This is a genomic window from Paenibacillus sp. OSY-SE (genome assembly GCF_000283315.1).
GTDB lineage: Bacteria > Bacillota > Bacilli > Paenibacillales > Paenibacillaceae > Paenibacillus_B > Paenibacillus_B profundus.
In genome coordinates this window covers 1-26,336 of record NZ_ALKF01000135.1, presented here as the reverse complement: position 1 = coordinate 26,336, position 26,336 = coordinate 1, and the positions used below count along the sequence as shown (strand labels likewise).

Below are 26,336 nucleotides of genomic sequence, written 5' to 3'. Positions count from 1 at the left end.
CTGAAGGAATCTTTATTGATGAGGGTGTAGAAATACCGTTTCATAAACAATAGACATCTATGAAGGGAAATCTAATTCACCCAGACAACCATGAAAGCCCTAACTAATGCGCCATTGATCATTTAAGTTTCCTGGATCATACAGGATGATAAGACAACTATAAAAGGTGAATAATATGAATGCAACTGAGGGATTTTTATTGCCATCTGGGGGAAAGAACAAGAAGAAACCCTGGAAAAATGCTGTATTAGGGAGGTTTATGAGGAGACAGGTTACCGATGTAAAATCGTCAAAGATTTAAAGGGTAAGTCATGGGCATTTGGTCCAGTTGAATACCATGTAACATATTTCGAGATTGAGATTTTAGACGGACAACCAACAATCCATGACCCCGATGGTCTTATTAATGAAATTGCCTGGAAAGCCTCTGAGCAGCTAAAAGAACTGCAATTTTCCTTTCCCGAAGATAAAGAGTTTTTGATACAGTATATCGAACAAATAGCATTAAGCTAACGGTGCACATTAGTTCAATGGAACAGCGGCAGTCTAGGACTTTATTTTCTCGTTCTTAGCTGTAGCTGTTCCTATTTCTCAGGTCAGTCTAAAACTTATTTTATGGAGTCTGGTGGTATGACAATTCGAAAAGTCGCATGGAATAAAGGCACTTAGTCTAATACTTTATTTTCTACTGACACTAAGGATTATATTGAGATAGAAAGTGACAAGTAAAAGTCGTTTGAAGCACTATGGGTATTTGTACGTTTTACCAGTCAGTCTAAAACTTATTATATAGAATCTGACGTTATAATAGTTTGATAAGTCGCTTAGATCATAGGCATCTAGTCTAATAATTTATTTTCTGCTGACAACTAGTTTTTTTGTAAGATATGATGTGACACATCATATCTTATTTTTTTATTTAAAAAGAATGGTGTTAAACGACACAAAGTTACCCTTTTGCTTGGCGGAAACTCGCCTCCAAGAATGGCTGTAGATATTCTTAATCCATATCTCATATTCTGATACTTTGAATTAGGATATATTGGTTATGTGATATGATAATAAAGGAAACTAGTGTCAGACAATACAAGAAGGAGTGTTCGGATGTTTAATATAAGTTGGCTAAATATTAGATCATTCAATAATTCGCAAAATAGCGCATTTGAGGAATTGGTATGTCAATTAGCTAACGAAGAAGTAATACCAGGAAAAGCTGATTTTAGAAGAGCTGGTGCTCCTGATGGTGGAGTTGAAGCATACTGTAAGTTGGACAATGAAAACGAGTATGGATGGCAAGCCAAGTACTTTCTTACTATGGGAGATAGTCAATGGAGCCAGTTAGATAAGTCACTGAAAAGAGCGATCAATACTCATCCAAACTTAGTAAAATATATTATTTGCATTCCTCTAGATCGTCAGGATCCAAGGATACCAGACCAACAGTGGTTTATGGATAAGTGGAATGCAAAAGAGAAGGGATGGAAAGCTTACGCCAAGCAATTTTACTGTCAGCAATCACTCTTTCCTGGTTTCTAACTAGTTCGAATCGTTTTCTACGTGATTCTGCCACAAAGGCACTAGTTAGCATATTACAAAACCGAATTAGTGTTTTAGTTCAACTGTTGAAAAAATTCAAATCTGTAAATGATCCGTACATTTTGGAGCGAATATATGCTGTAGCCTATGGATGTACTTTACGAACAAATGAAATAACCAACTTAACTGGCTTGAGCGATTACATCTATACTGAGGTTTTTAACCACGAACTTGTGTACCCACATATTTTAATGAGGGATTATGCGAGAGGGGTAATAGAGTACACACTGCATTTAGGTTTTAAACCACTGATTGACGAAAAGAAAATTCGTCCCCCATATAAAAGTGAGTGGGACGATACATTACCATCTACATCAGAAATTGACGCTTTGAAATTTGACTATCAATCTGTTGAATTTAAAGATCATTATTGGAGCCAAAATACCATTCTAAACTCAATGAGAGTAGCGAAGGGCGGATCGTATGGTGACTTCGGGCGGTATGTTTTTGAAAGTGGTTTTAGACCATGGAGGGATCTCGATACTGAAGTTCTTAGTCATCTTGCTGTCAAACGGATTTTTGATCTTGGTTATGATGTACAGAAACATGGCAAATTTGATCGAAGTGCAAAACAGTCATTCTATGGTAGAGGAGAGCGTAAACCAGAACGGTTAGGTAAAAAATATCAATGGATTGCTTTCTATGAACTATTAGCAAAAGTTTCAGATCATTTTATGTTATATGATGATTCAGAGTGGGGCCAAGAAAAACGCAAACACTTTTGTGGACCTTGGGAGCCATACGTAAGGGATATAGACCCTACAATGCTTATTCAGGATAAAGGAACTGAAAATGATTCATATCAAGCAAATTCGAATTGGTGGTTTGAAATCCCTTATACTAATTGGGATCAACCAAAAAAAACATGGGTTCAACAAGGCGATGATCTTCCAGATCCTAAAAAGATGTTGATCGTAAAAGATCAAACTGGGGAAGAGTGGATGGTTCTGGAATCTTATCCTCAGTGGTCAGAACCAGTCCAATTAGGAGAAGAAAAGTGGGATACTCCACATAAACACTTGTGGTATCAAATACGGAGCTACTTAGTACCATTAAACAGGCATAAAACATTTTTTAACTGGATTTCAGGTGAACACTTTATGGGGAGATGGATGCCTGAGTCTGAAAGTCAATATAAAATGTTTAGTCGCGAATACTATTGGTCACCAGCTTTCGAATTTCATCAGCAACCTTATTATGGAGGAGGCGAGTGGCAGAAAGTAACGGATCAAAATGGTGTAAGTAGAGGAAATGTAATGATAACAACGCTTAACTTCTTGTGGGAAGAACCTTATGATTGCTCCAAAACAGAGTCTATTAGTTACCTGAAACCATGTAAAAGTATATTTACTGGTATGAATATGAAGTTAAGTACTCGTGAAGGAGAATTACTAAATGAGGAGAATCAAGTAATATGCCTAGATCCAAGTGTAAATCATAATGGTTTGAATTGTTTATTAGTGCGTAAAAAAGATTTCGTGAAATATTTGCACCAAAACAAACTTAGAATAGTTTGGACAATGCTAGGCGAGAAACAAATTATCGGAGGTACTTCAACTGCTCATTACGATAAATGGTTAGAGGTTTCTGGGGCATTTCGTTATGACATGTCAAAAGAAGAGATTCTGGGAGATACTAATATATTCTTGCAGAGCCCTGTATAAAATACTCATAAGTTATAAGACAAAAATATTCGTTTCTTTAAAGCCACCTTATCCGTATCTACTCAAACAAATGAACTAGAATGGCTTCAAGCATCGTACGACAAGAAGAAGAACCGGTCACTTGAACTTGGAGTAAAAGGACAACACTGTTTCACAAAACCCGTATTTTGTACATATGTCTAAAAATCTAATTAAACCCTTGCCAGCCTATCTTTCTATAATCTGATGTCGGATGACAAGAAGTTGACGACATTCCTGTGTACAATCTCCTTTCAAGAATCATAGCTAAACTTAAACTTCATTGTTTGTTATTCATTGTCAGACTTCTTTTACGTTTTATGCTGGTCAGTTTTGTCGGAAAACAAGAACATATATGGTTAAAAGACAAGAACTTGTATGGTTTGCCGATTAGCTTCCCATTTTCCCCTACATGCAATAAAGGATGGACTTCAGAACATTGAAGACCACCCTTTATTCTTGCTGCTACTTTAATTGCCCTACATAAGTCGACGCACATAGCGTTCAACATATTTTGCTTCTTCTTGAAGTTTCTGATTATCTGGATCACTATAAATCATCATTGCCACGTGTTGAGGCATGAATGGTCTATACTTAACATCTCTCGTTCTTCTATTACTACATTTAGAATCTACATCTTCGAACAGAATATCTACACGTTCCTTTTTTTCAATTTTTGTAACAAACTTGATGTTGATCGACGATCCAACGCGCGATCGATAGCCCTAGACCCGCTCCATGATCCCCTCTATTTCTACTAGCTGACGGTCAATGTCGGAATAGATCCGATAATGCGCCAACCCGTATAACGCTCCCCCCAGTATGACGAGCAAGCAAAATACGACCGTGCTGTTCCATATCGTCATTCGTACTAGCGTGCGTTTAATCATACCGGGGTCTGCTCTCCTTTTATTTGACGGATTTGATGTATTGATTCACTTGCTGCTCCAATATCGGAAATGGCATAGTACCGTTTCGAAGAAGAACGGAATGAAATGCCTTGATATCGAAGCGATCCCCGAGTTCACTTTTCGCCTTCTCTCGAAGGGATTGGAATTGCTCCGATCCGATCGCATAGTTTCCTTTTTGTCCTGGATAGGCAATGACACTGTCGATCAAAGCATCGCTCCCCGTTCCGATGATACTCACCAGATACTCATTAGCTTGTTCTCTTGTCCACTTCAGCCCATGGATACCCGTATCTATCACTGTACCTATGAAAAGGTCCACCAAACGGATTAGTACCGTGTTCCGATCAAGCAAGCCCTTCTCCGCGGATAAGCTTTCCATATAGACCGCCCATCCCTCTACGTATCCAGGTGTCATCGTTATTTTGCGGATTAATGGAATGGTTGGTTGATCATATTGAATCGAAAGTTGAAAATGATGTCCCGGAATACCCTCATGCAACGCAAGCATTTTAACCATTTCTTCGGAGGTCGGGTTTTCGAGCGGAATGACAAATCTCCCGCTCCTATCACCATCTATAGATAAGGGGATATACATTCCACCTGCCGATGCGAAAAGAGCCGAATACGCCCGCACGTCCATGGGATGGTCCGGGAATGTTCGTATTTCTTCATCTGCAAATGACGTGACCGGGACGATTACATGGGACTCCTGATCAGTGTGAAAGACGGGATCTTGTTCATAGGCTTGAAGTATTTCGATTTCTACAGAATTATCTACATGAGGCCAGATGAATACATCATTTTCGCAGGCCGGACACACGCCCACATACTCATCACCGTTAATAAAAGTCATCAACATATTGGCAAGCATATACGAACCTCGATAAGCGGCATCCGCAACAAGAATAAAACGTTTCTCCGTCTCATCGATGGAATGACGGGCCGTATAGGTGAATACTTCCTTAGTAAGCGACTTGAGTTTCCCAATGGCCTCTACATATTCACGATACAATTCAGTACAGACAGAGCTGCCTACATCTTCAGCCAGTTCAGCCCAAGATTCTGGAAATGGCTCTTCATCGTGCCCATCACGGCTTGCCTCGATTATACCGCAATTTACAAACAGCTCTTTGCGCACTTCAGCATCAGATGTAGAACATGCTATTTGTGCCAAAAAAGGCATTGCTGCATATGTGGCCGTATATATCGTATTTTGATGGTACAAGAACTCTTCAAAGAGTTCATCAAAAATCTCCTGACTATATTGCTGCATTAGCTGCTGCAATAACACAGGTACGTTTACTGCAGAACTGTACGGCCCTGTCAGCTTTCCCCATACATCGCTATTCCACGTAAGCAAGCTTTCCCTCCGTCCCTAATTTCCAACTTCTCCCCTTTTCCTTATTGTATCACATAAAAAACACTGGAATCAGTGCCCAACATCCAGCGCCTCTATCCCCTTTAGTTTCAGATATTACAAATCCCCTTCGATAGCAATTTCATCCACATGCTCTAATGTTGCTGCCACCCATCGACCTACATAATCAATAAATTCAGCGCTGGATGGGTTACTGATTGCTAGTATAGACCAATGGTTCAGGATCACTTTCCATTCCGATTTACTAATGTAATTCATGCCGGTATGTTCAAAATTCTCAAAGCCTTAAGTGGATAGACCTCCTTGATTCCTTCGAATAAAAGATGTAAATCCTCGCGATTAGTGTCTAACAAGCTTGACATGATGTTAGTTTTTACTGTAATAGCATGCGCCAGAAGCTACAATGAGATGATCGCAGACGATGCGATACACAACCCGGCAAGCTACGCGGCTTTTGCCCGTCATCTCTTCTTCCGTGCCGATAGCCGGGAAATGCCGTAATCGCCTCAGGCTGTTTTCTAAAATTGGTGTGAATGATCTCGTAAATGGGCGGCAACCGCTTCATTATTTTTCTTAACCAATTATCATGAATAGCTTGCGGGTTGATTGAGGGATACTATCCAAGGGTGACGGAAAGTCGTTAATTTGGACACTTGGAATCTTATTCCAGTAGTAGTTAGGAGTAGATAAGCTTGAGCTGGGAAAACGTAAGGCAGCAAATGATCCATCTTGCAAAGCAGGAATTCGAAGTGACTTGGAATAAAGGAACCATAAAGGAATATGATATGCCAGCACGGATACGTGAATATTGGCAACAAGGTGTTTATAAGGATGTATCGGTACCAGAATATATAACAATTCCAGAAAGTACTTGGAGCGCTGCCTTTATCTCGTGGATTGTCACTCAGGCAGGCGGAGGCGATCGTTTTGGCAAGGTCCATGACGAATCAAATTATCGGAATGAATTCGGAAATCCGGCCGCACATTGGCGCTATACTGCACCCGCCAAGATTAATCGACAAATAAATAGTGAAAGTAATCCCTTCTGGGCTTTCGCTATTAATGAGGTAAGACCACAAGAAGGTGATATTGTAGTAAAGAGTAGAAATGGAAGCGGTGCAACGTGGAACGACTTTATTTCTAAAGAGACGCATGGTGACATTGTTATTTGTGTAAGCTCTTCTGACATAACAGTCATCGGCGGAAATGTATCAGATTCTGTTAAGCAAAAAACTTTCCCGCTCAATGATAATGGATTTGTCAATTCAACTGGTGGAGAAAACTCTCATTTCGCAATTGTGCGGATCAATATATAGCCGGTATATAGACGGTTTGTGGTTCTCAGGAGATCCAAGGGCCGTGCAATCGTATGAATTTTGCCGCGATCTCTTAGCCTATCGCTCCCGAACCCATAATAAAAATCCCATCAGGTTCTTTGCGATGGGATTTTTGTCTATTCACTATAGGAATGCTGCCCTTTAATAACATAAGAAGTACGATTCCTTATAATGAAGAATCAACTATTTTTGATGAATTAAATCATTTAGTAACTTTATCAACCCTATTTGTCCATATATAGCCCTGATATCCTGCTGGAATTTTTTCAAGACTTTCTTTTGTATCAAATCCTTCTGACCATTTACCATTTCCCTCTACGATTACGACTCGCGTGTTGACAGACTCCATTCTATCAATAAATTTATTTGGCCAACCCCATAAGAACTTCGCATAATTTAAAGGCAAATGTAGCTCCATACTATGCAATTCTTTCGGAATATATCCCGTCCAACCTAATAATTCATATTTTAAAAGTGCATTTTTCATCATTGTTTTCGTTAACAATTTCAACTCTGCATGTTTTGAACGTAAATAATTAAATCCTTCGCTGTCTCCATCACCATAAACTGTTATTTTATCTAATTGATTCTTAGACATTTTACTTAAATAAGAATCCCACAATACTTTTGTTGTTTCCATATCTCCATCTTTGTCATGAATTAAAAACTCTTTATTCGGAAAAGCTGCAAACACCTCATCTAAGCTTGGCATCATGCCAATGCCTTTGCCACGAAACGGATAGCTCTTTCCATTATCAGCCGTATATCTATAGCCGACATCTAGTTTCTTCAATTCGTTCATTATATAATCTTTGACTTCACCTTTACCATTTGTTCTATACTCTAAAGTAAAATCATGAAAAACAGCTAATAGATGATCCTTCGTTAACTGAATATCTAATTCCACTACGTCAGCATCATTATCAAATGCTGCCTTCATAGAAGGAATTGTATTTTCTAAATAAGGGTGCTCAGGTGGATAAATGATTTCAGCTGTATTCGTATCATACTCTACCTTTGAAATATCAAAGGTTTGAGCCAACCCTCTATGAGCTAGAATCTTATAATTTGTATCTTTCGAATAAAATAGACTCGTATTATTCATCCAAACCATAACAACCAAAAGGGTTACCCCCAAAATGATATATGTCTTTTTCTTTTTTCTTTTTTTCATTGGTTATCCTTTCTTTTCTTACTTTAAAATGAATTTACAATGTCATATCCTTTTTATAAGAGTATTAGAACTTTTAATACAGTTCAATGTATAAAAATGTAATCTAGATAACGATTATCTGAAAAATCAAATCTTTTTCTCTATAGTTTAGTGACACAAGCATATGTTCACCGAATATTATTGAATCATTCAACAAACAAATAAAAAAGCCGCTTCTACGCGGCTTTTAAGCATATACGTTCTTGTCATCTGACATCTTTCGTATTACATTTTTCCTGCGCTCTATTAAATAATGAAGCATTCACCTTTTTCCCGCGATAATTCACGAAATAAATACTTACACCTACTAATAACAGCCCTACGACAAGGCGGTAAGTTACCGGTTCATCTAAAAACACCGTACTGATGATTACGGCAATGATCGGTACAAGAAACGTGAATGTCCCGACTTTGCTTGCCTCTCCAGCATTAATAAGTTTGTAGTAAATGATATAGGCCAGTGGAATGCCGAAAGTGGAGCCGTATCCGAGTCCAAAAAGGTACTCACCATTCCATTCAATTGCTGACCAGTTTTCAACAATGGTCCCAGTACCTATTAGAATAACTCCACCAATTATAAACTGCAAAGACACCATCCAGAAAGCATCTACTTCGCTGCTCACCTTCTTCACATAAACCACACCAAGTGCCCAGCTAAATGCCACAAGCAACCCTAAGACAACACCAATGCTTGATACATGAACGGTTAATCCGTCCACACTGACAACTACAATTCCAATAAATCCAATAATCATACCCATAATTTTAAACAGCGACATGTACTCTCCAAGCGAAATCCAAGCAAACAATCCAAGCAGAACGGGCTGAAAATAGACAAGCACGGAAAACAATCCTCCTGGCAAATAACTAAGCCCTACTGTCTGCAACCCAAAAAAGAGAATCGTATTAAAGAATGCTGAAATACAATATTTCGACCAATTTTTACGCCATTTGATCCTGTCCCTCATTTTATATATGAGAGCTGCAAGGATAAGGCCCCCAATTACTGTACGCATACCTGCAAATAATAACGGGGGCGTATAAGGCACAGCCATTTTATAAATTGGCCAACTTCCACCCCAAATAAAGACTAATAATAGTAAGGCACACGTCGATTTTGTAAAGACCTTCCCCAATTTCCTATCCTCCCTTCAATAGTTGAATAGGAAACTAAGTCATTGTACATTCTCCAACAAATTCAGCTTCATTATAAGAATAGTAGTTATTCAGAATCTCCTCCCGATTATCAGCGAACAGTTGGTCTGCTACAGCTGAGACGAGTCTAGGTATCCCATATCTCATTCCAGGGAGCGAAGAGGCCGAGATACCACAGCTAACTATAGCTGAAAAGTTAAAAACAAAAAGCCCATGAAGAAGCTTTGCATCCTTTTTGTCACGGTATGTGAACGTAAAGCCAGGGCTAAGGTAAGGATAAGTATCAAGCTTATGGTTGGCTGTCTCAGCAGGTGCATGATAATAGTCGTCCCAACGTGCAATATGAGGTTCAAACAGCTTAAGCTCTGGACGTAAAGAATGATCAGTCACAAGACCGGTGGACATGATTAAAAAATCAAAAGTGAACTTACCTTGTGGAGTCGTGACCACAGCTTTTTCAGCTTCATGCTGTACGTCAAGCCATGGTGTACCTAAGTGTAATTGAAAGCCAGGGTGTGAAGCTGCACGTTCAAATGTGTCATTAGTAGGAGGTTGATGCTTTAAATAATAGGATATAACAGAATATTTGTCAGCATCAGATAGAACATGGAAACGTTCAATTAGACCTGACACCCCCATTTGTCGCATTGGGTTAATACGTGGCATCTCCGTGCGGCGAACAAACACATGAGCCGAACCTACACCTTCAGATAATGCAAAATTAGCATTATCAAAAGCCGAGGCTCCACCGCCTAAAATGGCCACCTTCTTGCCTTTTAGGGCCTTAAAGTCAATGTCTTCTGAGGTGTGTGCATAGAGATGACGGGGTAATGATTCGGAAATCATAGATGGTACGTGCCATTCCCCTCCGCCTTGAATACCAGTAGCTAAGATAACCTTGCGGGCCAGTAATGTATGAGATGATGCTCCCGCTTCTTCAATATGCAGTCGATAAATATTTTCCCCTGCAGGCTCAATAAGCTTCAACTTTACCTCATTAACAACAGGTAAGTTAAGAACCTTTCGATACCAACGTAAATAGTTCATCCAATCGTTCCGTGGAATCTTATCGATGCCTTCCCAACTTTGTGGTCCAAATTGCGCTTCCCACCAGGAGCGAAATGTCAGAGAAGGAACTCCAAGATCAATGGATATCAAATGTTTAGCAGTACGCAATGTCATCATACGAGCGTAAGTTACCCATGGCCCTTCATATCCTTCAACGTTTTCGTCGATGACAAGGATATTAGATATTCTTTCACGCAAAAGTCCAAAGGCCACACCTAAGCCACACTGGCCCCCTCCTATAATCACGGCATCGTAGACATGCCCCTCAGGATGATGGGCCCGGCATACCCAGTCCTCTCCCCCAAATGCAAGATAAGAAAGATCCCTTTTGACTTGTTCTTCTAGAGCTTCCAAACCCATATTTTCCACCACTTTCAATATATGACTTATTATCTTCTGAACTAATCGTTAATTGATCTTGAATGTTATCTAGAACACCTCTTATTCAATTAATCCTTTATTCCTCGAATTCCCTTCGATTCGATTTAATCTCGTTGTTAAATTATTTTTACTTTATCTGAATGGTGGCTTTTTCTTCTTGCACCGTCTTATGAGTAGCATTGATGGGATTCCAACAATTTTCATTAATACTTTCTGAAGTCATCTACATGGCCTCACCTCCTTAATTTTACAATCAATATACCCTACCCCCCTATATTATGTAAAGGGTTATTTTAAAAAATTTAAACATTTTTTTTAAGGCTATCCACTAAATTAAGGAACTACTATGGTTGGAATCAAATAGCGCCCGCCTGCCGAATTCACCAGTTACAGCAACGTATCGCTCCACTTGTTTTGTTCGGCACCAGCATGTAGTTATAATTGTCCAGCGATAATTTAGTTTTAGACTGGAGAAAAAATCAAACAGCGGCGAACCAAGACTAGAAAAACTAAGTCTTAGACTGCCGCTGTTGTCTTTGAACTATCGTTACCCGTTAGCCATATATGCTGGCAATCAGGGTACCCTGGAAAACGCTTATGTCTTATTCAATCCTTTCCCTCTGACTGACGCAGCGTCTCGACTAGCTCTACAAAGTGACGCCCGCGCTCTTGCAACTCCTACATCCGATCGATTCGACCATAAAATAAGCCCGCCGCTCCTTGCAAGCGGCGGGCTTCCTGCTCTTCTAAAGCCTGGGTTTACGGTTGTAGCTGCCAGAGCGCGGGCACGTTGCTCGGCTCCCAACCCGGCAAGGAGGTATGGTTCTGGATGCATTTGTACACCTTGCCGTTATAGGATACAAGCGCATTGACCGCATAAGCGGTATTTGGAGCCCATGGCGTTGCACTCGGACCGTCAGGCGTCGACACCGTCACGGCATTGCTGTTGCCAGATTCGTTGTTCGACGGGTCGTAAGCGCGAACCGTAAACGTATATTGCGTGTTCGGCGACAAACCGGTAACGACCTTCTCGGTTGCCGTTCCAATGACGGTAGCGATCACCGTGTTGCCGTTGTAAATCCGGTAACCTGCGATGCCGGAATCATCAGTGGATGCATTCCACATCAACGTGACTGACGTCGACGTCGGAGTGCCCATCACATGCAGGCCTGTCGGATTGGTCGGCGGCGTCACGTCAATCGGCAACTGCGTGGTCGTAAACTGGACATTATTGCTGAGCGGCGACCGATTGCCGGAAGCGTCGAACGCCTTCACAGCTAGGTTATAAGTCGTGCCTGCTAAGAGATTGGTGAGATTGGCGCTCGTCTGATTTGCAGGAACAGTGGCGATGACATTGGCACCGTTATACACTTCATAACCCGTGACGGCAATGTTGTCTGTCGAGGCTCCCCAAGTCAGCGTAGCCATCGTTGTGCCAACGTTGCTGACGGCCAAATTAGTCGGCGCCGTAGGCGCAATGCTGTCGCCAGGACCGAATTGGGCATCGATGACGATGTACCAGGCATTTTGGGTATCCGCGATATCCCACACGCCGAGGATAACATGGTAACCGTCTCTTTGCGGCACATTGCAGGTTTGGGTTAACGTGGCTGGCGGCTGCTGGCCATTGCCGTTAATCGAGCAGAACGGTGTCAGATCAAACTGGGCGCGGGTCAACGGTGCATTGGGATTCCAATCCGGCTTGGTGATGAAATAACGGTAGCTTGTCGTGGCATGACGAGCGGTAAAATTCCAAGTAAAGTTGTTGGTGCCGCTCTTCATGCTCACCTTGTTCCAACGCGTAGCTGATTGCTGGTCAAGCGGAGCGAAGCCGGCAAGGCCGGCGCTGGCGATTTTGCCGTCAGGGGGTCCTGCAGCAGGAAAACCTTTCGGCCCCTCCAGGCTCTGAGGCTCATAGACGATCGGGCCGCAGTTGGTATTTAATCCGTTTTTACATTGGATCGCGCGGCTGGCTGGATCATTAATATATCCGTGGGCTGACACGGTCTTCGAGACCGAGAACATACAAGCGAATATGAGCAGCAATCCGCCGCCAATCAGCATTAATCGCAGGATGAAACGGGAATCCAAACGGGTTTGAAACATCATCACATTACCTCCCATGATTTGGTTTGGTCATGATGTGCCTTTCGATTTTGGCACCATCTTTGTCTCAATCTTTTGAGCTGCCTCCTCTCTTGAATATGATCCTGCCAAAGCTGTTCATAACCGTTAACGTGCGGGCATCCGCTCCTTTTTAAACCGATTTATACAAACTCCATAGAGCTTATATACTCGTACAAAGTCATGAAAAACAATACCTAATCACATGGTGAGAAGCGTAAACAAGCGGGTTGGAAATCTTCGTGAGAAGGGGAAATTAAGCGTGAGCAACTCTGCTCTACTATATAGAATCAGCTAGTAAACTGCTGATGAATGCTGACATTCATAGCACGCAACTATGTAGGAATCAAGACTAATTAAGTACGCCTATGGGTAAAGCATAGAGGGGATTGGAATCATGTCTCAATATGGAGAAATTTATACAGATAAGCATAATAGAGTTTCGTCACAATTGGAGTCGTGTTAGCGGAGTGTCATGAACTAGCACTCTTCTTTAAAGGATTTTCCCTTTGAACAATAAGTCTTAAATAATACCGCTTTTATTTGTTATGCAGGTATCTAATCGGCTATGAATACAAGTTCTTGTCCTCAGCTCGGGACAAGAACTTATATCATTAAAACAAAAAAGTCACTAAACTAGCGACTTTTAATAGAACGATGCTCTTGTCTCCTGACATATATTTATTTTGGTTCTAAAGCGTAAGCCATTCCTCAGCTTCAATCCTCTACAAGTTCGAACGCCCTGTTCTTCTCATCAAACTTGCTGTTATGCGAGGAAACCTGTGCTCTTGTTGGCGCATCCGGCTCGATATACATTTTGGCGCTATTCACGGCTAAAGCCGCGTCCGTGAAAGCTCCGGCAATAAGATACAGCTTGCTGCCGTAATTAGCCGTATCTCCAGCCACGAACACACCCGGAAGATTGGTTGCCAACTTCTCGTCCGCATTAAAACTCCAATCCTTTCTCGCTAATCCCCAATTTACCATAGGATCGAGATCACCGCGCAGCCCATGATTAATTAAAACGGCGTCCACCGAGAGACGCTCCTGCTCCGTTTCATCCGTCCATTCTCCGTCCGCATTTAATGGCGCGATCGAAACAGCATCAAGGCGCTTGCCGTCCCCGTATAAATCCGTAATGGCATATGGCGTAAGAACTTGAACGTCTGATGCCTTCATCCGCCTCACATTCCGCTCCAGACCGCCGAATCGGTTCCGGCGGTGCACGAGTGTAACTGATGAAGCGATTTCCACTAGTTCATTAGCCCAATCGACAGCTGAATCCCCGCCTCCGGAAATTAGGACTCTTTTCCCGCGAAAACTATCCAATTCCGTAACGGTATAATAGAGATTTTCCTTTTCGTTCTCGCCTCGATCAGCTTCGTCTTCATGTCGCGAATTCCGCTGTAAAAGGCAGCATACAGACCCGCCGGCCCTCCACCGATGATGGTTACGTCATACAGTTCCAATTTCTGTTCCATTATTTCCCTCCTCTATCTCTCTCTGCGATGAAAGATGAGCTAAGTCCTCTTACGTTTAAATAGCAAGTACATGAAGAAAGGAGCGCCAATGCCTGCTGTGAATACGCCAGCCGGAATATCCAGCGGCTGAAAAAGCACTCTTCCTGCCAAATCCGCCAGCAGTAGAATAATCGCACCTATAAATGCGGATACCGGGATGATCAGCTTGTAAGTATTTCCTACAAGCCTCCTGGCGATATGCGGCGCCATTAATCCGATGAACGAGATCGTACCGGCTACACCAACCGCTGCCCCGGCAAGGGCGACGCTATAAAATAAGAGAATCATCCGACTCAGCTGAAGCTTGCTTCCAAGCCCTCGAGCGACATCCTCGCCTAAGGATTGCACATTTAATTCCTTCGCTAGCAGCAGGGACAAAGGAATGAATACCGCCACCCACGGCCAGAGCACTTCGATATAAGCCCAATTGGTACCATAGATGCTCCCCGTCATCCAATTCAGCACTTGCGCTGCCAAATACGCCGGCCCGCTAATGAGCAGGAACGTGGTGAGCGCCCCCATAGCGGTTGAAATACCAATGCCGATCAGCACCAACCGGAACGGCGACACACCTTTTTTCCAAGCAAGCACATAATTGATGGTAGCAGTAACCAACGCGCCGCCAATGGCAATGAACGGTACCCAGTGAATGCTGTAGCCGGTCACGAAAGTCATGAAGGCAACCACAGCTACCGACGCACCACCCGTTACACCAAGCAAATCGGGCGAAGCGAGCGGATTGCGAATGACGCCCTGCAATAGCGCGCCGGCTACTGCCAATGCTGCGCCAATGAGAATAGCGGCTGCTATTCGAGGCAGACGGAACTGCATAATGATCAGGTTGCTGGCTTCCGCATTTCGCCCGGCAAGAGAAGCAAGCACCTCTTTCAGAGGAACACCAACTCCTCCAACCGATAAACTAAGAAGCGACAAGGCAGCAACGATAAAAGTTAAAGTGATAAACATGAACGTATATTTCGTTGTACGCGGATTAAGCATGCTGTTTCCTCCGGGCCACATGGATCAGAAAGGGAACTCCGATAATCGCCGTTGCGACGCCTACCGGAACTTCTTTGGTTTCCAGAATAAAGCGTGATGCTAAATCTGCAGTCACCAGAAGGATCGCGCCGACTAGTGCGGTATAAGGAAGCAGCCACTTGAAATCATGCCCAATGATGTATCTGCATAAATGAGGGACGATAAGCCCGACAAAAGCGATCGGACCAGCTGCTGCTACCGAGCTCCCAGCAAGTAGTACGATTGCCGCAGCCGACAGCACTCGCACCAGGATCAACCGCTGTCCCAAGTTTCTTGCGCTATCGTCTCCAAGCGCCATAATATTTAACGAGCCCGCCAATAGTAATGAGATCGCTAACCCTATAACCATATAAGGCAGTACCATGAGCAAATGCTCCAAATCTCTTCCTTCCACGGAGCCGATCATCCAGAATAGCGCAGATTCAAGCGACTGCTTATCAATGAGAATAATGCCGGATGTAATAGAAGAAGTGAAAGCTGCCATACAAGCGCCTGCCAAGGTCAGCTTTACCGGCTCGAACCCGCCTCCTTGCAGGCCTAGTGTATAGACGACCGCCGATGTTGCGACCGCGCCTGCAAAAGCTAGCCAGACCATACCGCTCATCGTTAACGATGAGCCGAATGCGAGCAGCCCGATGACAATAAATAGTACTGCGCCCGAATTTACGCCGAAGACGGATGGCGAAGCCAGCGGATTTCTTGTCAGAACCTGCATAATAGCCCCTGCTACGGCTAAACTTGCTCCTACCAGAGCCGCAACCAAGGTTCGGGGAACGCGAGCCGTCGTCAGAATAAGATGCTCGTTGGAGCCGTCGAAATGACTATAAGCCTGCCACAAGTCTTTCAACCCGAAGTTATGAAGACCGTACAATACACTGCACAACATACTAATCAGCAGCAGGATCGCGCTGACAGCTAGGCCGGCGAGCTTTCGCTTGCTGCTTCGCGTTAGGGAAGAACCATTCATGCTTGCACCGAGCCTCCTCTTCATTGGCAGCCCTAACAACTAAACTGCCAGAACCGTCGACAAGCTGACGCGAATACAGCGTCAGCTTGTCGATTCGATATGACTTAATTATTTTACATCAAAGTACTTAACAAGTTCGTCCAGCAGCAGATTAGCCGCTTCATAGCCGCCTGCCGAGTTCCAAATGCCTTCATCGACTTGAATAATCTTGTTGTTCTTGCTAACATTCAAGTTTTGGAACAGGGGATCTTTTTTCCATTCTTCCACAACCTTCGCGGCATCGTTCTTGCCCGGAGCCTCCGATACGAAGTAGAAGAGCACATCGCCGTCCATGCTAGGTATCGTCTCTTTGGACATGACTTCAATAAAGGAATCTTTATCCTGCGATTCTGGCCGTGCAATGCCTAATTGGTTCAAGAGCACACCGGAGAACGTTTGCTTCTGATAGATACGAACTTGTTTGGCAGAGAAGCGAACTACCGATACTTTCGTTTCTGCTTTGCTGCCAAGCTTTGCTTTGACTTCCGCGACACGTTTATCGAAGGCCGCCATCTTTTGCTCTCCTTCTTCCTGCTTATTTACAGCTTCAGAGTAGAGCTTGAAATTGATTTTCCAATCTCCCGCCAGATCATCGGAGAATATCGTTGGAGCAATCTGCTTTAATTGGTCGTAGATTTTCTCCTGTCTGACCTTATTGCCGATAATCAGATCCGGCTTGAGGCTCGCGATCATTTCGAGATTCGGCTGCAGCTCGTCTCCGACAACGGTGACCCCTTCCATCTCTTGCTTGATATGGTCGTACCAAGGATCGCCAATCCAAGACTGAACGGCTCCGACCGGTTTGATACCGACTGCCAACAGCGCCTCCGTTCCTTCATTGGTCAATATAACAATACGTTCAGGGGTACCGGTTAGCGTTTCTTCCCCCATCGCATGCTTAATTACTCTTGTCTCATTGCCTGCATCCGGCGCCTGGCTTGCAGCCGGACTTGTGGAAACTGCTACGTTACTACTGGGCGAGCCACTGTTAGCTGATGTGGCGTTCGTTCCCCCTGTCGTGCATGCGCTCAACAAGAGGGTGAAACAAAATAATAAGGTTGCTGCCATTGCTGTTCTCGACTTACGATACATCGGTAATACCCCTTCTCTCTTATATTGATAATGATTCTCAACCTCGTTATCAATATAACGCTGCTGCCTTCTAGCAACAATGGGAGATCTGAACACGATGGATGGATTATTTCGACGCTGCTCCTGCTGCAAAGCAGCTTCTTTAAAGCTAGTAGGAGAAGCACCTTCGTATTTCTTGAAGATACGGCTAAAATAATAGCTGTCGGTATAGCCTACGTTCTCTGCAATTTCCTTCAAGGTGAAATCTGTGGACAGAAGCAAATGCTTCGCCTTGCTCATCCGTAATTGAATCAAATAATCGATCGGGCTCGTTCTAACTTGCTTCTTGAAGACGCGCAGCAGCTGTCTGGAGCTGCAATCAAGGTGTTCAAGCAGCGTCTCAAGCGTAATCGGCTCCCGATAGCGCTCATGAATATAGCGTACCGCTTGGGCTACAAGGTCAGGCTTGACGGCTATGACATTCTGTCGTTCCATCTGCTCTAGTATTTCATAGACCATTTGATAAAAAATCCCTTTAACTTGAAGTTTCTTTATTGAATCCGATTGATGCCACTCCTTGCTCATGGCGGCGACATGATGGAAGACGGAGATCGGGTAATGGGGCTTGAATACATATTGCATTTGAAACGGATTGTTCTCCTCCATCAACTTGACCGTTTCTTGACGGGCTGGTAGCGCCAGCAACGCTTTATATAAAATCATATAATAGTCCAGGAGCTCATCCGCAGTAATATCAAGATAGACTCCCTTGCCTCCATGAATCAAGGAAAACCGGCTGACGTGGTGTGCAATGCCGTCCAGCTGGAGCTGTGCGCTGCCTCTAATTACATATAAGAAGGCGCTTGAGGGCATTCTGTACGCATGCAACTCCTCGCCTTGCTTCATTATTGTATGCCGTACATCTATAATCTTGATGAATGCTTGGTTCCATAGTAAAGCTTGATCATTCAATTTCACCGTCTTGCTCTCCCCTTCACTTTCACTCTGTGTTGAAAGATTTATACCCCCATGATATATGATATTGATTATCATTTGCAATGATAATTGCATTACTCTTTTCTAGCGGCAAATCCTTCAATAAGCCTAGTCTATCTGTCACGCTTTCTTTGTTTCTGCATCATTTTTCGATAATGTAATGTGTTTATAAATGTTTGCAATTGCCTGTTATAAAACGCTTCTAATCAAAAAAAGTGCCGATATGACTGGATTGTCATACGGCACAAAGTTCGGAGTTATTTGTTACTGCATAGAGCCATTTTATCGAGCAATCACTTCAAGTACATTGCCGGTTCCATCCTCAATAATACGTATATTTTTGTCATCAATGAGTTGAATTGTACCGTCTGACTTCAAGATTTCATGCTGCTCCTTTAACCCGTGAGCAACGGATTTGCGAATCAGCCCTTGATCCTTGAATACTAACGCAAACAGATCATGGTCTCCACTCTTTCGATTCGCATATTCAATTGTTACGATAAGTAGATTCTTGTCAGTCCACTTGAAGTTCACGGTGAGATGATGAGTATTCACATTAATGTCCTTTAAGCCTAACGGAATCGAATTCTTTTGTCCCGTATACACATTCGTAATCTCCAGATCTCCTTTTGCTCGAATCATATAGTTGTATCCCATCGCACTGCCATAAAAAGTATCCGTATAATTGTTGAGTCCCGTCACGGTTATCTTCCCCGTCTTCGTGTCTCGATTGGCCACTTCCCCGTCCAAAGCCGATGCGAGAAATCTAATCGGCACATAAAGGTGACTAATATACCATACAGGTTCTCTGCCCATATCCACTTGTCGACCATCTACTTCGGCCATTCTGCTTCCCATGTGTACAACAATGCGCTTCTTATCCCTTTTCAAAACCGCCGTATTGTCACTTTCCATCCCCCAAACCAGACCTGAATCGCTGCCCAGCGTGAAAAAATTTCCGTATGTTACTCCGTCCTTAAGAAGCGTCTCACTATGAGTGATACGGCCGTCTTCCCATTGCGATTCCAGCTCGACGTATTTGGCAGCCGCATCGGATTGTTGAACTCCCAGCGGTAGAAGCACTGACATGATAACGATAATGGCAACTGCGTGTTTCCAATGTTTCATTTTCACAGTATTTTCACCCTCTAACTATAATTTATTGATGCTACAAATGCAGTATGTCTCTCCTAATCTTTCCTACAAACGCTAATGATCGATGAAGATAACGGAGAGAACGGCGTTTTATCCCAGTCAGCATATTGATGTTCGACGCGAAAGCCGTGACGGGTTAATAAAGAATGCAGCGTATTCTGATTCGTGAACCGACAAGCAATTCGGGAAGTTGTTCGCTTATAACCCCAATCACGCATCGTGACCCAATGCATGATTTGTTGACTAGCATCGTAACATTGTGTGCCTGATACCTTGACGTTATTCCCATCCTTATCAATAAATGATCCCCATTCTGTCTCCTCTTGATCGGATAAATCCGTTCCCTCCGGATTACGAGTCTCAAATGCAAAGATTCCATGGGGTTGTAAATGCTTGTGAACGGTCGTGAGCAAATCGATTTGATCTTGATCACTTAAGAATGCCTGAAATGCATTACCAGTCAAATAGATCATCGAAAATCGCTTGTCCGATTCGAAGGTACGGGCATCGCCTTCTATAAAAGTAACAGTCAACCCTTCCGCCTTCAACCGCGCATATGCGAGCATCTCCGAAGAGATATCTATACCGGTCATTGTAATGCCGGCTTTCGATAGGGGTATCGTTGTTAAGCCTGTACCACAAGCAAGTTCTAACACTTCTCCAGGACTCGATCTAGCAAGCTCAAGATAGAATTGATATTTGTCCTTTTCGCCGCCAAATTCAAGATCGTAATTTACCGGATCTTGATATTCTTCAAGATTGCTATGTTCAATCAACGCCATTCTCTCCTTTCATTATTTCATCAAGTACTCCAAAATTTGACTCACATTAGACTCCACACTGTTTATGTGCGTATGTATCGTGATTTCTGGATGCACCGGCGGTTCATAGACATCAGAAATACCGGTAAATGATGCTATCTCGCCTTTTCTTGCTTTTGCATATAAGCCTTTCACATCTCTGCGCACACATTCCTCTAATGGACAATGCACATACACTTCAACGTATGGCTCCAGCTCTGCTCGCGCATAGGCCCGCATTTCTAAATAGGGTGCAATCATGGAGATGATCGTCGTAATGCCATTGCGGTTCAGCAGCTTGCTAATATAGACGGCACGTCGAATATTCTCCATTCGATCTTCTTTGCTGAATCCAAGCTCTCGTCCTACCATTTGTCTAAGTTCATCGCCGTCCAAGCATTCAACCCTAATGCCTTTTTCCTGAAGAGCCGCTGACAAAGCTAACGCCGTTGTCGTTTTACCAGAGCTTGGAATCCCTGTTAACCATATTGCCGTTCCTACCAATGCATAGTTCCCCTTTATGATAATATTGCGATCCGTTCGAGTACGCGTTCTCCGTAAATAGAATCGAACGGCTGCTCTTCCATATGGATATAGCCTATATAACAATCACATTGCCTCATACGACACGGGCGTTCTTTAGAAATTCCATCAAGCCCATCTTTATACAAATTTCCGATTACTTGACGATCCTTATAGCAACGCTTTACGCGCCCGTCTCCTTGGACATAAAACACATTTCTCCCGGCACGGCACGGCTTGTCCATACTTTCGTAATCCCTGGCATTAAGGACAAAATAGGGGTCCATATCGGTCAAAAATGCTGTATCCTCGGCAGAATAGTATTCTGGTTTATCTTTGTAGGCGTTCACCCACATATAAATATCATCAGGCAGTGCCTTCCTTAATGAAGAAATGGAGTTGAACGCGCTCTTCACACCGACACAGCCAACACTGAACGGTAATTTTTGTTCATAAAGCTTGCCGCATTGCTGTAAAAATCGTTCTTCCTTCGTCTGCCCAGGATGGTACGTTACCCAGAATGCAGCCGTAACCGGATTCAAATCGCCCGTCCAATCGAGCTTAGAGGATAAGTTGGTTTGTATAGCGACCTTATGAACGTGCTGCATGTGGGACAGCTTAACCATAGCTTCCCTGTACCAACGATGCGTAAGCCCTTCACCATATGGGTTAAAAAACACGGACAGCTGATGCCCGCTTCCTTCTTGCTTCCTGACCCAGTCGACAAATGTCTGCACCTGCAGCTCATCCTTCGCCAATGTCTCTTGATTATCCGTGTTCTTGCTAAAAGGACAGTAAGGACAGTCATAATTGCATGAACTCAAGCTTCCACGGAAATAAATCGTCGCTTTCATGATAGTACACAGCTTTCCATACGCGCCCGTATATCCGGAGAAATGAACCAATCTCCTATAGAATCGGAGTACATAAGCCCTTCATCCGTCAGACGCAGCACCTCATGCTCTATAGCAGCAAGATCCGTATGCACAAGCAGATTCAACTCAGGATAATCGAGGAGAGCTGATGTTGCGAATCGCTCTGGGTAGCTGCTCAATGCCAAGCCTTCCGTATGGAGCAGTGCTTTTAGTATAAAGCGTCGCTGCTGGTCATCCTTGCTTAATACAATGCCATAATCTGCATGGGTGTAGTCGACTGAAGCCACGTAGTCGGCAATGATGCTTGCTGTAGCTGAACGACCTACACTGTATCGCGAGGAGTAATGAACCGTTCTTGTGTAAGATCGTGCGCCACAGCCAAGTCCAATCATGCCCTCCTCCTGACAACCATAAGGAAGCAATGATTTCTTCGAAATAGCATCCGCTTTGGCAAATCTGCGCATAGAGTACTGGGTATATCCATGTGCAAGCAACCGATCCCGCGCCGCACGATAGAAGCTCACCCTCTGATCCTCACCACTCTGTCTTATCTGCTCTGGCTTTACAATCGTGTGTTCACGAGTATATAGCGGATAAATAAATAACTCTTCTGGATCATAAGACAACGCCTTATCCAGCGAATAGATCCATGAATCAAGCGTTTGACCGGGAAGGCCATAAATCAAATCCAGATTAAGGATCGGAAATTGATACAGCTTGAGCTGTCTCAGAGCTCTTTCGACTTCCTGCGGCTTTTGGGGACGATAGATCGCGTCCGCTTCAAATTCTACGAAGCTTTGAATACCCATGCTGACCCGATCCACCTGCCTGCTTTTTAAAATATTCAAGCGTTCGGTGGTTATCGTCTCGGGTGATGTCTCTACCGAGATGGAAGCTTGGGCTGGATTCATACCCATCACATTGTGAGCAATGTGAAACAACCGATCCAGCTGGGCAGGTTCGAGTAAAGTCGGCGTACCGCCTCCGATAGCAAATCTAGCAATCGGCTTATTCGGTATGAGTGGAGCCCATTGTGCAGCTTGTCTCTCCAAAGCATCCACATAATGGGTATGTACGTCGGCTCTCTTGTCAGGCAACGTGAATAAATTGCAAAAGCCGCAGCGTGCTCCACAAAACGGGATGTGCATATATAAAAAGAGTGAATCTGCCTTTTCCTGGCGCCACAGTTCGGAAAGCGGCAGCTTCCTCTCTAATTCTCGATAGGAGGTTTTGTGTGGATAAGCGTATAGATAAGACCGGTAAGGCTCTGATGTGAGGTTTTCCTTCCAACTTCGCAGAGCCTCCGAATTCTGGATGATATCCTTGTAATTAGGGTAGACCGTATGGCTCATCATGTTCCCTCCTCTCACCTTACAATATAAATTCGCGATAAGGCACGTTCCACACGACCTCATGCGCAAGCCTGTGGCCGCTGTAGCCGTCCTCACCAAAGGCGGTGCCATGATCAGAGAACGCCATGCAAAATACAGGCCGTTCTCGTTCTCTGAACGCCTGAAATAATCGACCAAGTTCACCGTCAACATATCGAAGTGCCGCGCGCTGTGTCTCTATGGAGTCTTTTTTTGCTCCTGGTACAAAATAATGATTGGGTCCATGAATCGCTGATACATTCATAAACAGAAACAGGCGTTCTGTCTGATCCGAATTGTGCAGCAGCTTGATGGCATGGTTCACCTGATGCTCAGTAGAGCGTTGATTCGTAACCCCAAAGGTCATCCGCCAATAACTTTCTTGGAAGTAGCTTGGAAGAACTTTGGCTAGCGGAACTTTTTTGGTAAAAAAAATGACTCCGCCAATGCAAATTGTACGGTAGCCCACAGCTTGTAATCCAGATACGATATCCGTTGTATCAAATTGCCATGTATACGGATGTGTCTTTAATCCCGTATTTTTCGAATGAAACAATCGAACATGCTCTGCCTTATTTGTCGTAGCCGGAGTTGGCAGAAATCCGCCAAAGAAAGCATGATGAGCTGCATAAGTGAAGCTGCCCGGCGTGTGTCGCTTTTCCCAATGCCCGCTCCCGCACAAATTCGGACAGTTTTCTTCCTCCAGCACAGCGGCGTCATATCGCAACGTATCCAGCGTAATCATCAGAATATCATGACTGCCTACAATTTCGTTCATGTTAAACATCGTGGTGATCCTCTTCCATTTAGATAGTTGTAGAGAGTGAAGCCATTCTCATTTCCCATTCATAGGGATCATGTCCTTCATAATGACTATGATACAGTAAATCTCCGAACGGATTAACGTCCAGTACATAAGGTCTATAGGAACCACTGCTCAATAATACATCTATGCCTGCGACCGTAGAACGTGGAAATACTGATAACGTTTGTTCAGCGCATTGTCGTACGTTAGCTTGAAGATGGTCAGACAAGCCGATCTCCTCCAAGCTCATTCGATCACTATCAAGATGCAGATTCGTTATAGGTGTTTTGCTTACCCTTGCAATACTGTGACAAGCTTTACCTGCTACGACAAGTTGCCGAATATCAAAGGTGCGATCCCGATAAGACGCTTTTGGAATCCATTGCTCTACATGAGCGCCATGTCCCAATAACCAGTTGATAATTTGGCGAATGACTTGACGTTCTTTATAGTTCACCAGCTTTTTTACGTTATAAAATATAGGAGGTCTACGTAGATAGTTCTCCACACCTATTGTAGTCACGGCCGATTCTGCTCCTGTAACGGGGTTTACCTGATACGCGATTACACCACATGCCCCGGAACCAGTTGCTAGCTTAATAAATAAACGATATGTTCGTTCTTTTGCCATAACATCCCGAAGTGTATTGTAATCCGGTATGGCTTCCGGTGCAGCTAATCTTCTAGGCACCGGTAATCCAGCTGATGATAAGATCTGGTGAGTATACCTTTTATCGAACATTGCGGCTATATCCTCGGGAGCATTCATCCATCGTGGCGTATTCCACAGCTGTGTTGCCTCCCTGTCCAGTTGAGATAACAGCTTGCAATACCCACGAAACCACTGGGAAGGATGATATAGCTCTCCCTTATTTTCCTTCAACCCTTTGGCCATCCTTACCGAGATAGGCTGAACAACGCTCTTGTTATATCTAAGCCATCGCTCGTCTATATGGGCGTTGGCCGAATCAGGGGCGCCAAGTGCAATAAGCTCACGTTCCACTTCAAAATGTTCCCCTGGCGCGTCAAGCCGCAGCAATGGAGGTTCATCCAACGTTTTCCCCAAGCTTTGTGCAACCGAACTCAAGGATGCATGTCCCTGCAACACATCAAAATAATCCAGAACAAGAGCTGGGGGCAACCCCAGCCGAGCTCTTGCCGCTTGTAGTCCGGTTGTTCTTCTATTACCGGAATTGCCAATAATGATCATCGATTTCATCGTTATTCCGTCAATGAAGGATAGCGATAATCCTCGTCTTCATCAGCATCCTGTTGATCACTGATATCTACATTGAGGCCTGACTGCTTCCATTGATTCATCATTTCATCCGACATGTAATGATAGCTTAAATCAAGCAGCTTCAGTTTCATTATCTTTTCACTATGGATAAGTGCTTCAGCTCCCTTATCTGTCAACGTCCCCATAGAAAGATCCAACGTATGTAGTTGATCAAGAATCGGTGCATTGGCTACTGCAATAGCGATTTCATCTTGAATTTCACTGTCTTTGAGCCCAAGATAGGAAAGCAGAGGGAACTTTCCAGGTTCAATCAACTGGAGCACATCTGCGAGACTTCCGTCAAATCCATACTCCTCTACCCCTAAATAAAGCTCCAGCTTCTTCAAATTCTTGAAACTGCCTTCACTTATGTTAGTAATGACGTCATTTCCAAGCCCGCCGCAAATAATAGTAAGCTCCTCTAGTTTGTCGTGGTGAGCCGGATCAAGACTAAGATCTGTGCTTCCTTTAATGGTGAGTGACCTAAGCTCAGGATAAGCAGATAGAATCGGCCCTAAGTTAGATTGATTGATCCAAGAGACCTCGCATTCTTCAGAAGACATATCACCAATAAATAAGCTTCTCACCTTTGGAAAGCGGTCTTTCAACCGAACAAAAGCTTCAACAATTTCACTAGAATCACTCTCATAGGAGCCGCCCCAGTCACCGATTATGAGACTTTCAAGTTGCAAGCTCTCATCCTTGCCTGCAAGCTCCTCTATTAAATCTATGATCTTGACACCATCTTCGTATTGCTCATAATCGACAGATAGTTTACATTCGGACATAACAATACCTCCTGAAAATGAATACTAACTTTTTCATTATAATAGCCACACTTGTAAGTATCAAATGTTTCCAATTCATAAACACCTCCTAATAATTGCCTTGCGGAAGGGATCCAGACAGCCGTATCTTTTTCTGTGAAAGTCAAAATTGCACATAACTAATTCAAATGAGTTCCAATCTAATCAGACAGGGTTTTATTAAAATAATAATACAAGTACATTAGCCCCTAAGTAAAAATAACCTTCCCTCTATGAAGAATCACTTT

21 protein-coding genes and 1 pseudogene are annotated in these 26,336 nt (G+C 43.5%); 4 read left to right on the top strand and 18 right to left on the bottom strand.

Annotated elements, in window-relative coordinates; genetic code table 11:
* Positions 1 to 192 precede the first annotated feature (192 nt).
* The 3 genes from A372_RS39420 to A372_RS33065 all read left to right on the top strand — a co-directional run bounded on the left by A372_RS39420 (position 193) and on the right by A372_RS33065 (position 3,260).
* Positions 193 to 513 carry an NUDIX domain-containing protein gene (locus A372_RS39420; RefSeq protein ID WP_083858717.1) on the top strand — a complete coding sequence of 107 codons (321 nt, stop codon included), beginning with the start codon at positions 193 to 195 and terminating at the stop codon, positions 511 to 513.
* A 591-nt stretch (positions 514 to 1,104) separates the two neighbouring features.
* The gene (locus tag A372_RS0102840; protein ID WP_026010859.1) at positions 1,105 to 1,536 is read left to right on the top strand and encodes a hypothetical protein; all 432 of its coding nucleotides are present in this window, start codon (positions 1,105 to 1,107) and stop codon (positions 1,534 to 1,536) included.
* The gene (locus A372_RS33065; protein WP_157259400.1) at positions 1,479 to 3,260 is read left to right on the top strand and encodes a hypothetical protein; all 1,782 of its coding nucleotides are present in this window, start codon (positions 1,479 to 1,481) and stop codon (positions 3,258 to 3,260) included. Before A372_RS0102840 ends, A372_RS33065 begins: the two co-directional genes overlap by 58 nt.
* A 743-nt stretch (positions 3,261 to 4,003) precedes the next feature.
* Here the strand turns inward: A372_RS33065 and A372_RS37110 are convergent.
* The gene (locus A372_RS37110) at positions 4,004 to 4,168 is read right to left on the bottom strand and encodes a hypothetical protein (protein ID WP_019419330.1); all 165 of its coding nucleotides are present in this window, start codon (positions 4,166 to 4,168) and stop codon (positions 4,004 to 4,006) included.
* Between the two features lie 19 nt (positions 4,169 to 4,187).
* The gene (locus tag A372_RS35920; RefSeq protein ID WP_019419329.1) at positions 4,188 to 5,549 is read right to left on the bottom strand and encodes a DUF885 family protein; all 1,362 of its coding nucleotides are present in this window, start codon (positions 5,547 to 5,549) and stop codon (positions 4,188 to 4,190) included.
* Between the two features lie 710 nt (positions 5,550 to 6,259).
* On the opposite strand from A372_RS35920, the gene A372_RS0102820 reads away from it, so the two are divergent.
* Positions 6,260 to 6,883 (top strand): DUF2272 domain-containing protein, encoded by a 624-nt coding sequence (locus A372_RS0102820; protein ID WP_019419328.1) that lies wholly within the window; start codon positions 6,260 to 6,262, stop codon positions 6,881 to 6,883.
* Positions 6,884 to 7,106: 223 nt separating this feature from the next.
* On the opposite strand, the gene A372_RS0102815 is transcribed toward A372_RS0102820, so the two are convergent.
* The 16 genes and pseudogenes from A372_RS0102815 to A372_RS0102735 all read right to left on the bottom strand — a co-directional run bounded on the left by A372_RS0102815 (position 7,107) and on the right by A372_RS0102735 (position 26,070).
* Complete coding sequence (locus A372_RS0102815) at positions 7,107 to 8,078, bottom strand: glycerophosphodiester phosphodiesterase family protein (RefSeq protein ID WP_019419327.1); 972 nt, start codon at positions 8,076 to 8,078, stop codon at positions 7,107 to 7,109.
* A gap of 245 nt (positions 8,079 to 8,323) precedes the next feature.
* Complete coding sequence (locus A372_RS0102810; protein WP_019419326.1) at positions 8,324 to 9,253, bottom strand: DMT family transporter; 930 nt, start codon at positions 9,251 to 9,253, stop codon at positions 8,324 to 8,326.
* Positions 9,254 to 9,287: 34 nt separating this feature from the next.
* The gene (locus A372_RS0102805) at positions 9,288 to 10,700 is read right to left on the bottom strand and encodes an NAD(P)-binding domain-containing protein (RefSeq protein WP_019419325.1); all 1,413 of its coding nucleotides are present in this window, start codon (positions 10,698 to 10,700) and stop codon (positions 9,288 to 9,290) included.
* A gap of 780 nt (positions 10,701 to 11,480) precedes the next feature.
* A complete protein-coding gene (locus tag A372_RS0102795) occupies positions 11,481 to 12,827 on the bottom strand; it encodes a lytic polysaccharide monooxygenase (protein WP_026010857.1) in 1,347 nt (448 codons plus the stop codon).
* A 735-nt stretch (positions 12,828 to 13,562) separates the two neighbouring features.
* Positions 13,563 to 14,326: pseudogene (locus A372_RS33050) on the bottom strand (NAD(P)/FAD-dependent oxidoreductase).
* A gap of 39 nt (positions 14,327 to 14,365) precedes the next feature.
* Complete coding sequence (locus A372_RS0102785; RefSeq protein WP_019419322.1) at positions 14,366 to 15,364, bottom strand: FecCD family ABC transporter permease; 999 nt, start codon at positions 15,362 to 15,364, stop codon at positions 14,366 to 14,368.
* Positions 15,357 to 16,370, bottom strand: a complete 1,014-nt coding sequence (locus A372_RS0102780; RefSeq protein ID WP_019419321.1) for a FecCD family ABC transporter permease — start codon at positions 16,368 to 16,370, stop codon at positions 15,357 to 15,359. Before A372_RS0102780 ends, A372_RS0102785 begins: the two co-directional genes overlap by 8 nt.
* 108 nt (positions 16,371 to 16,478) lie before the next feature.
* On the bottom strand, positions 16,479 to 18,458 hold the full coding sequence (locus A372_RS0102775) for an AraC family transcriptional regulator (RefSeq protein WP_019419320.1): 1,980 nt from the start codon (positions 18,456 to 18,458) through the stop codon (positions 16,479 to 16,481).
* A 300-nt stretch (positions 18,459 to 18,758) separates the two neighbouring features.
* Entirely contained in the window at positions 18,759 to 19,604 is an 846-nt protein-coding gene (locus A372_RS0102770; protein WP_237728480.1) for a stalk domain-containing protein, read from the bottom strand.
* A 62-nt stretch (positions 19,605 to 19,666) separates the two neighbouring features.
* A complete protein-coding gene (locus A372_RS33045; RefSeq protein WP_157259399.1) occupies positions 19,667 to 20,413 on the bottom strand; it encodes a class I SAM-dependent methyltransferase in 747 nt (248 codons plus the stop codon).
* 12 nt (positions 20,414 to 20,425) lie between these two features.
* A complete protein-coding gene (gene cysC, locus A372_RS33040) occupies positions 20,426 to 20,935 on the bottom strand; it encodes an adenylyl-sulfate kinase (RefSeq protein ID WP_019419317.1) in 510 nt (169 codons plus the stop codon).
* Between the two features lie 14 nt (positions 20,936 to 20,949).
* Positions 20,950 to 21,807, bottom strand: a complete 858-nt coding sequence (locus tag A372_RS0102755; RefSeq protein WP_019419316.1) for an STM4011 family radical SAM protein — start codon at positions 21,805 to 21,807, stop codon at positions 20,950 to 20,952.
* Positions 21,804 to 23,180 (bottom strand): STM4012 family radical SAM protein, encoded by a 1,377-nt coding sequence (locus A372_RS0102750; RefSeq protein ID WP_019419315.1) that lies wholly within the window; start codon positions 23,178 to 23,180, stop codon positions 21,804 to 21,806. Before A372_RS0102750 ends, A372_RS0102755 begins: the two co-directional genes overlap by 4 nt.
* Before the next feature lie 19 nt (positions 23,181 to 23,199).
* Complete coding sequence (locus tag A372_RS0102745) at positions 23,200 to 23,985, bottom strand: STM4013/SEN3800 family hydrolase (RefSeq protein ID WP_019419314.1); 786 nt, start codon at positions 23,983 to 23,985, stop codon at positions 23,200 to 23,202.
* Between the two features lie 19 nt (positions 23,986 to 24,004).
* Entirely contained in the window at positions 24,005 to 25,222 is a 1,218-nt protein-coding gene (locus A372_RS0102740) for an STM4014 family protein (protein ID WP_019419313.1), read from the bottom strand.
* Between the two features lie 2 nt (positions 25,223 to 25,224).
* Positions 25,225 to 26,070, bottom strand: a complete 846-nt coding sequence (locus A372_RS0102735; protein WP_019419312.1) for an STM4015 family protein — start codon at positions 26,068 to 26,070, stop codon at positions 25,225 to 25,227.
* Between the last annotated feature and the right edge of the window lie 266 nt (positions 26,071 to 26,336).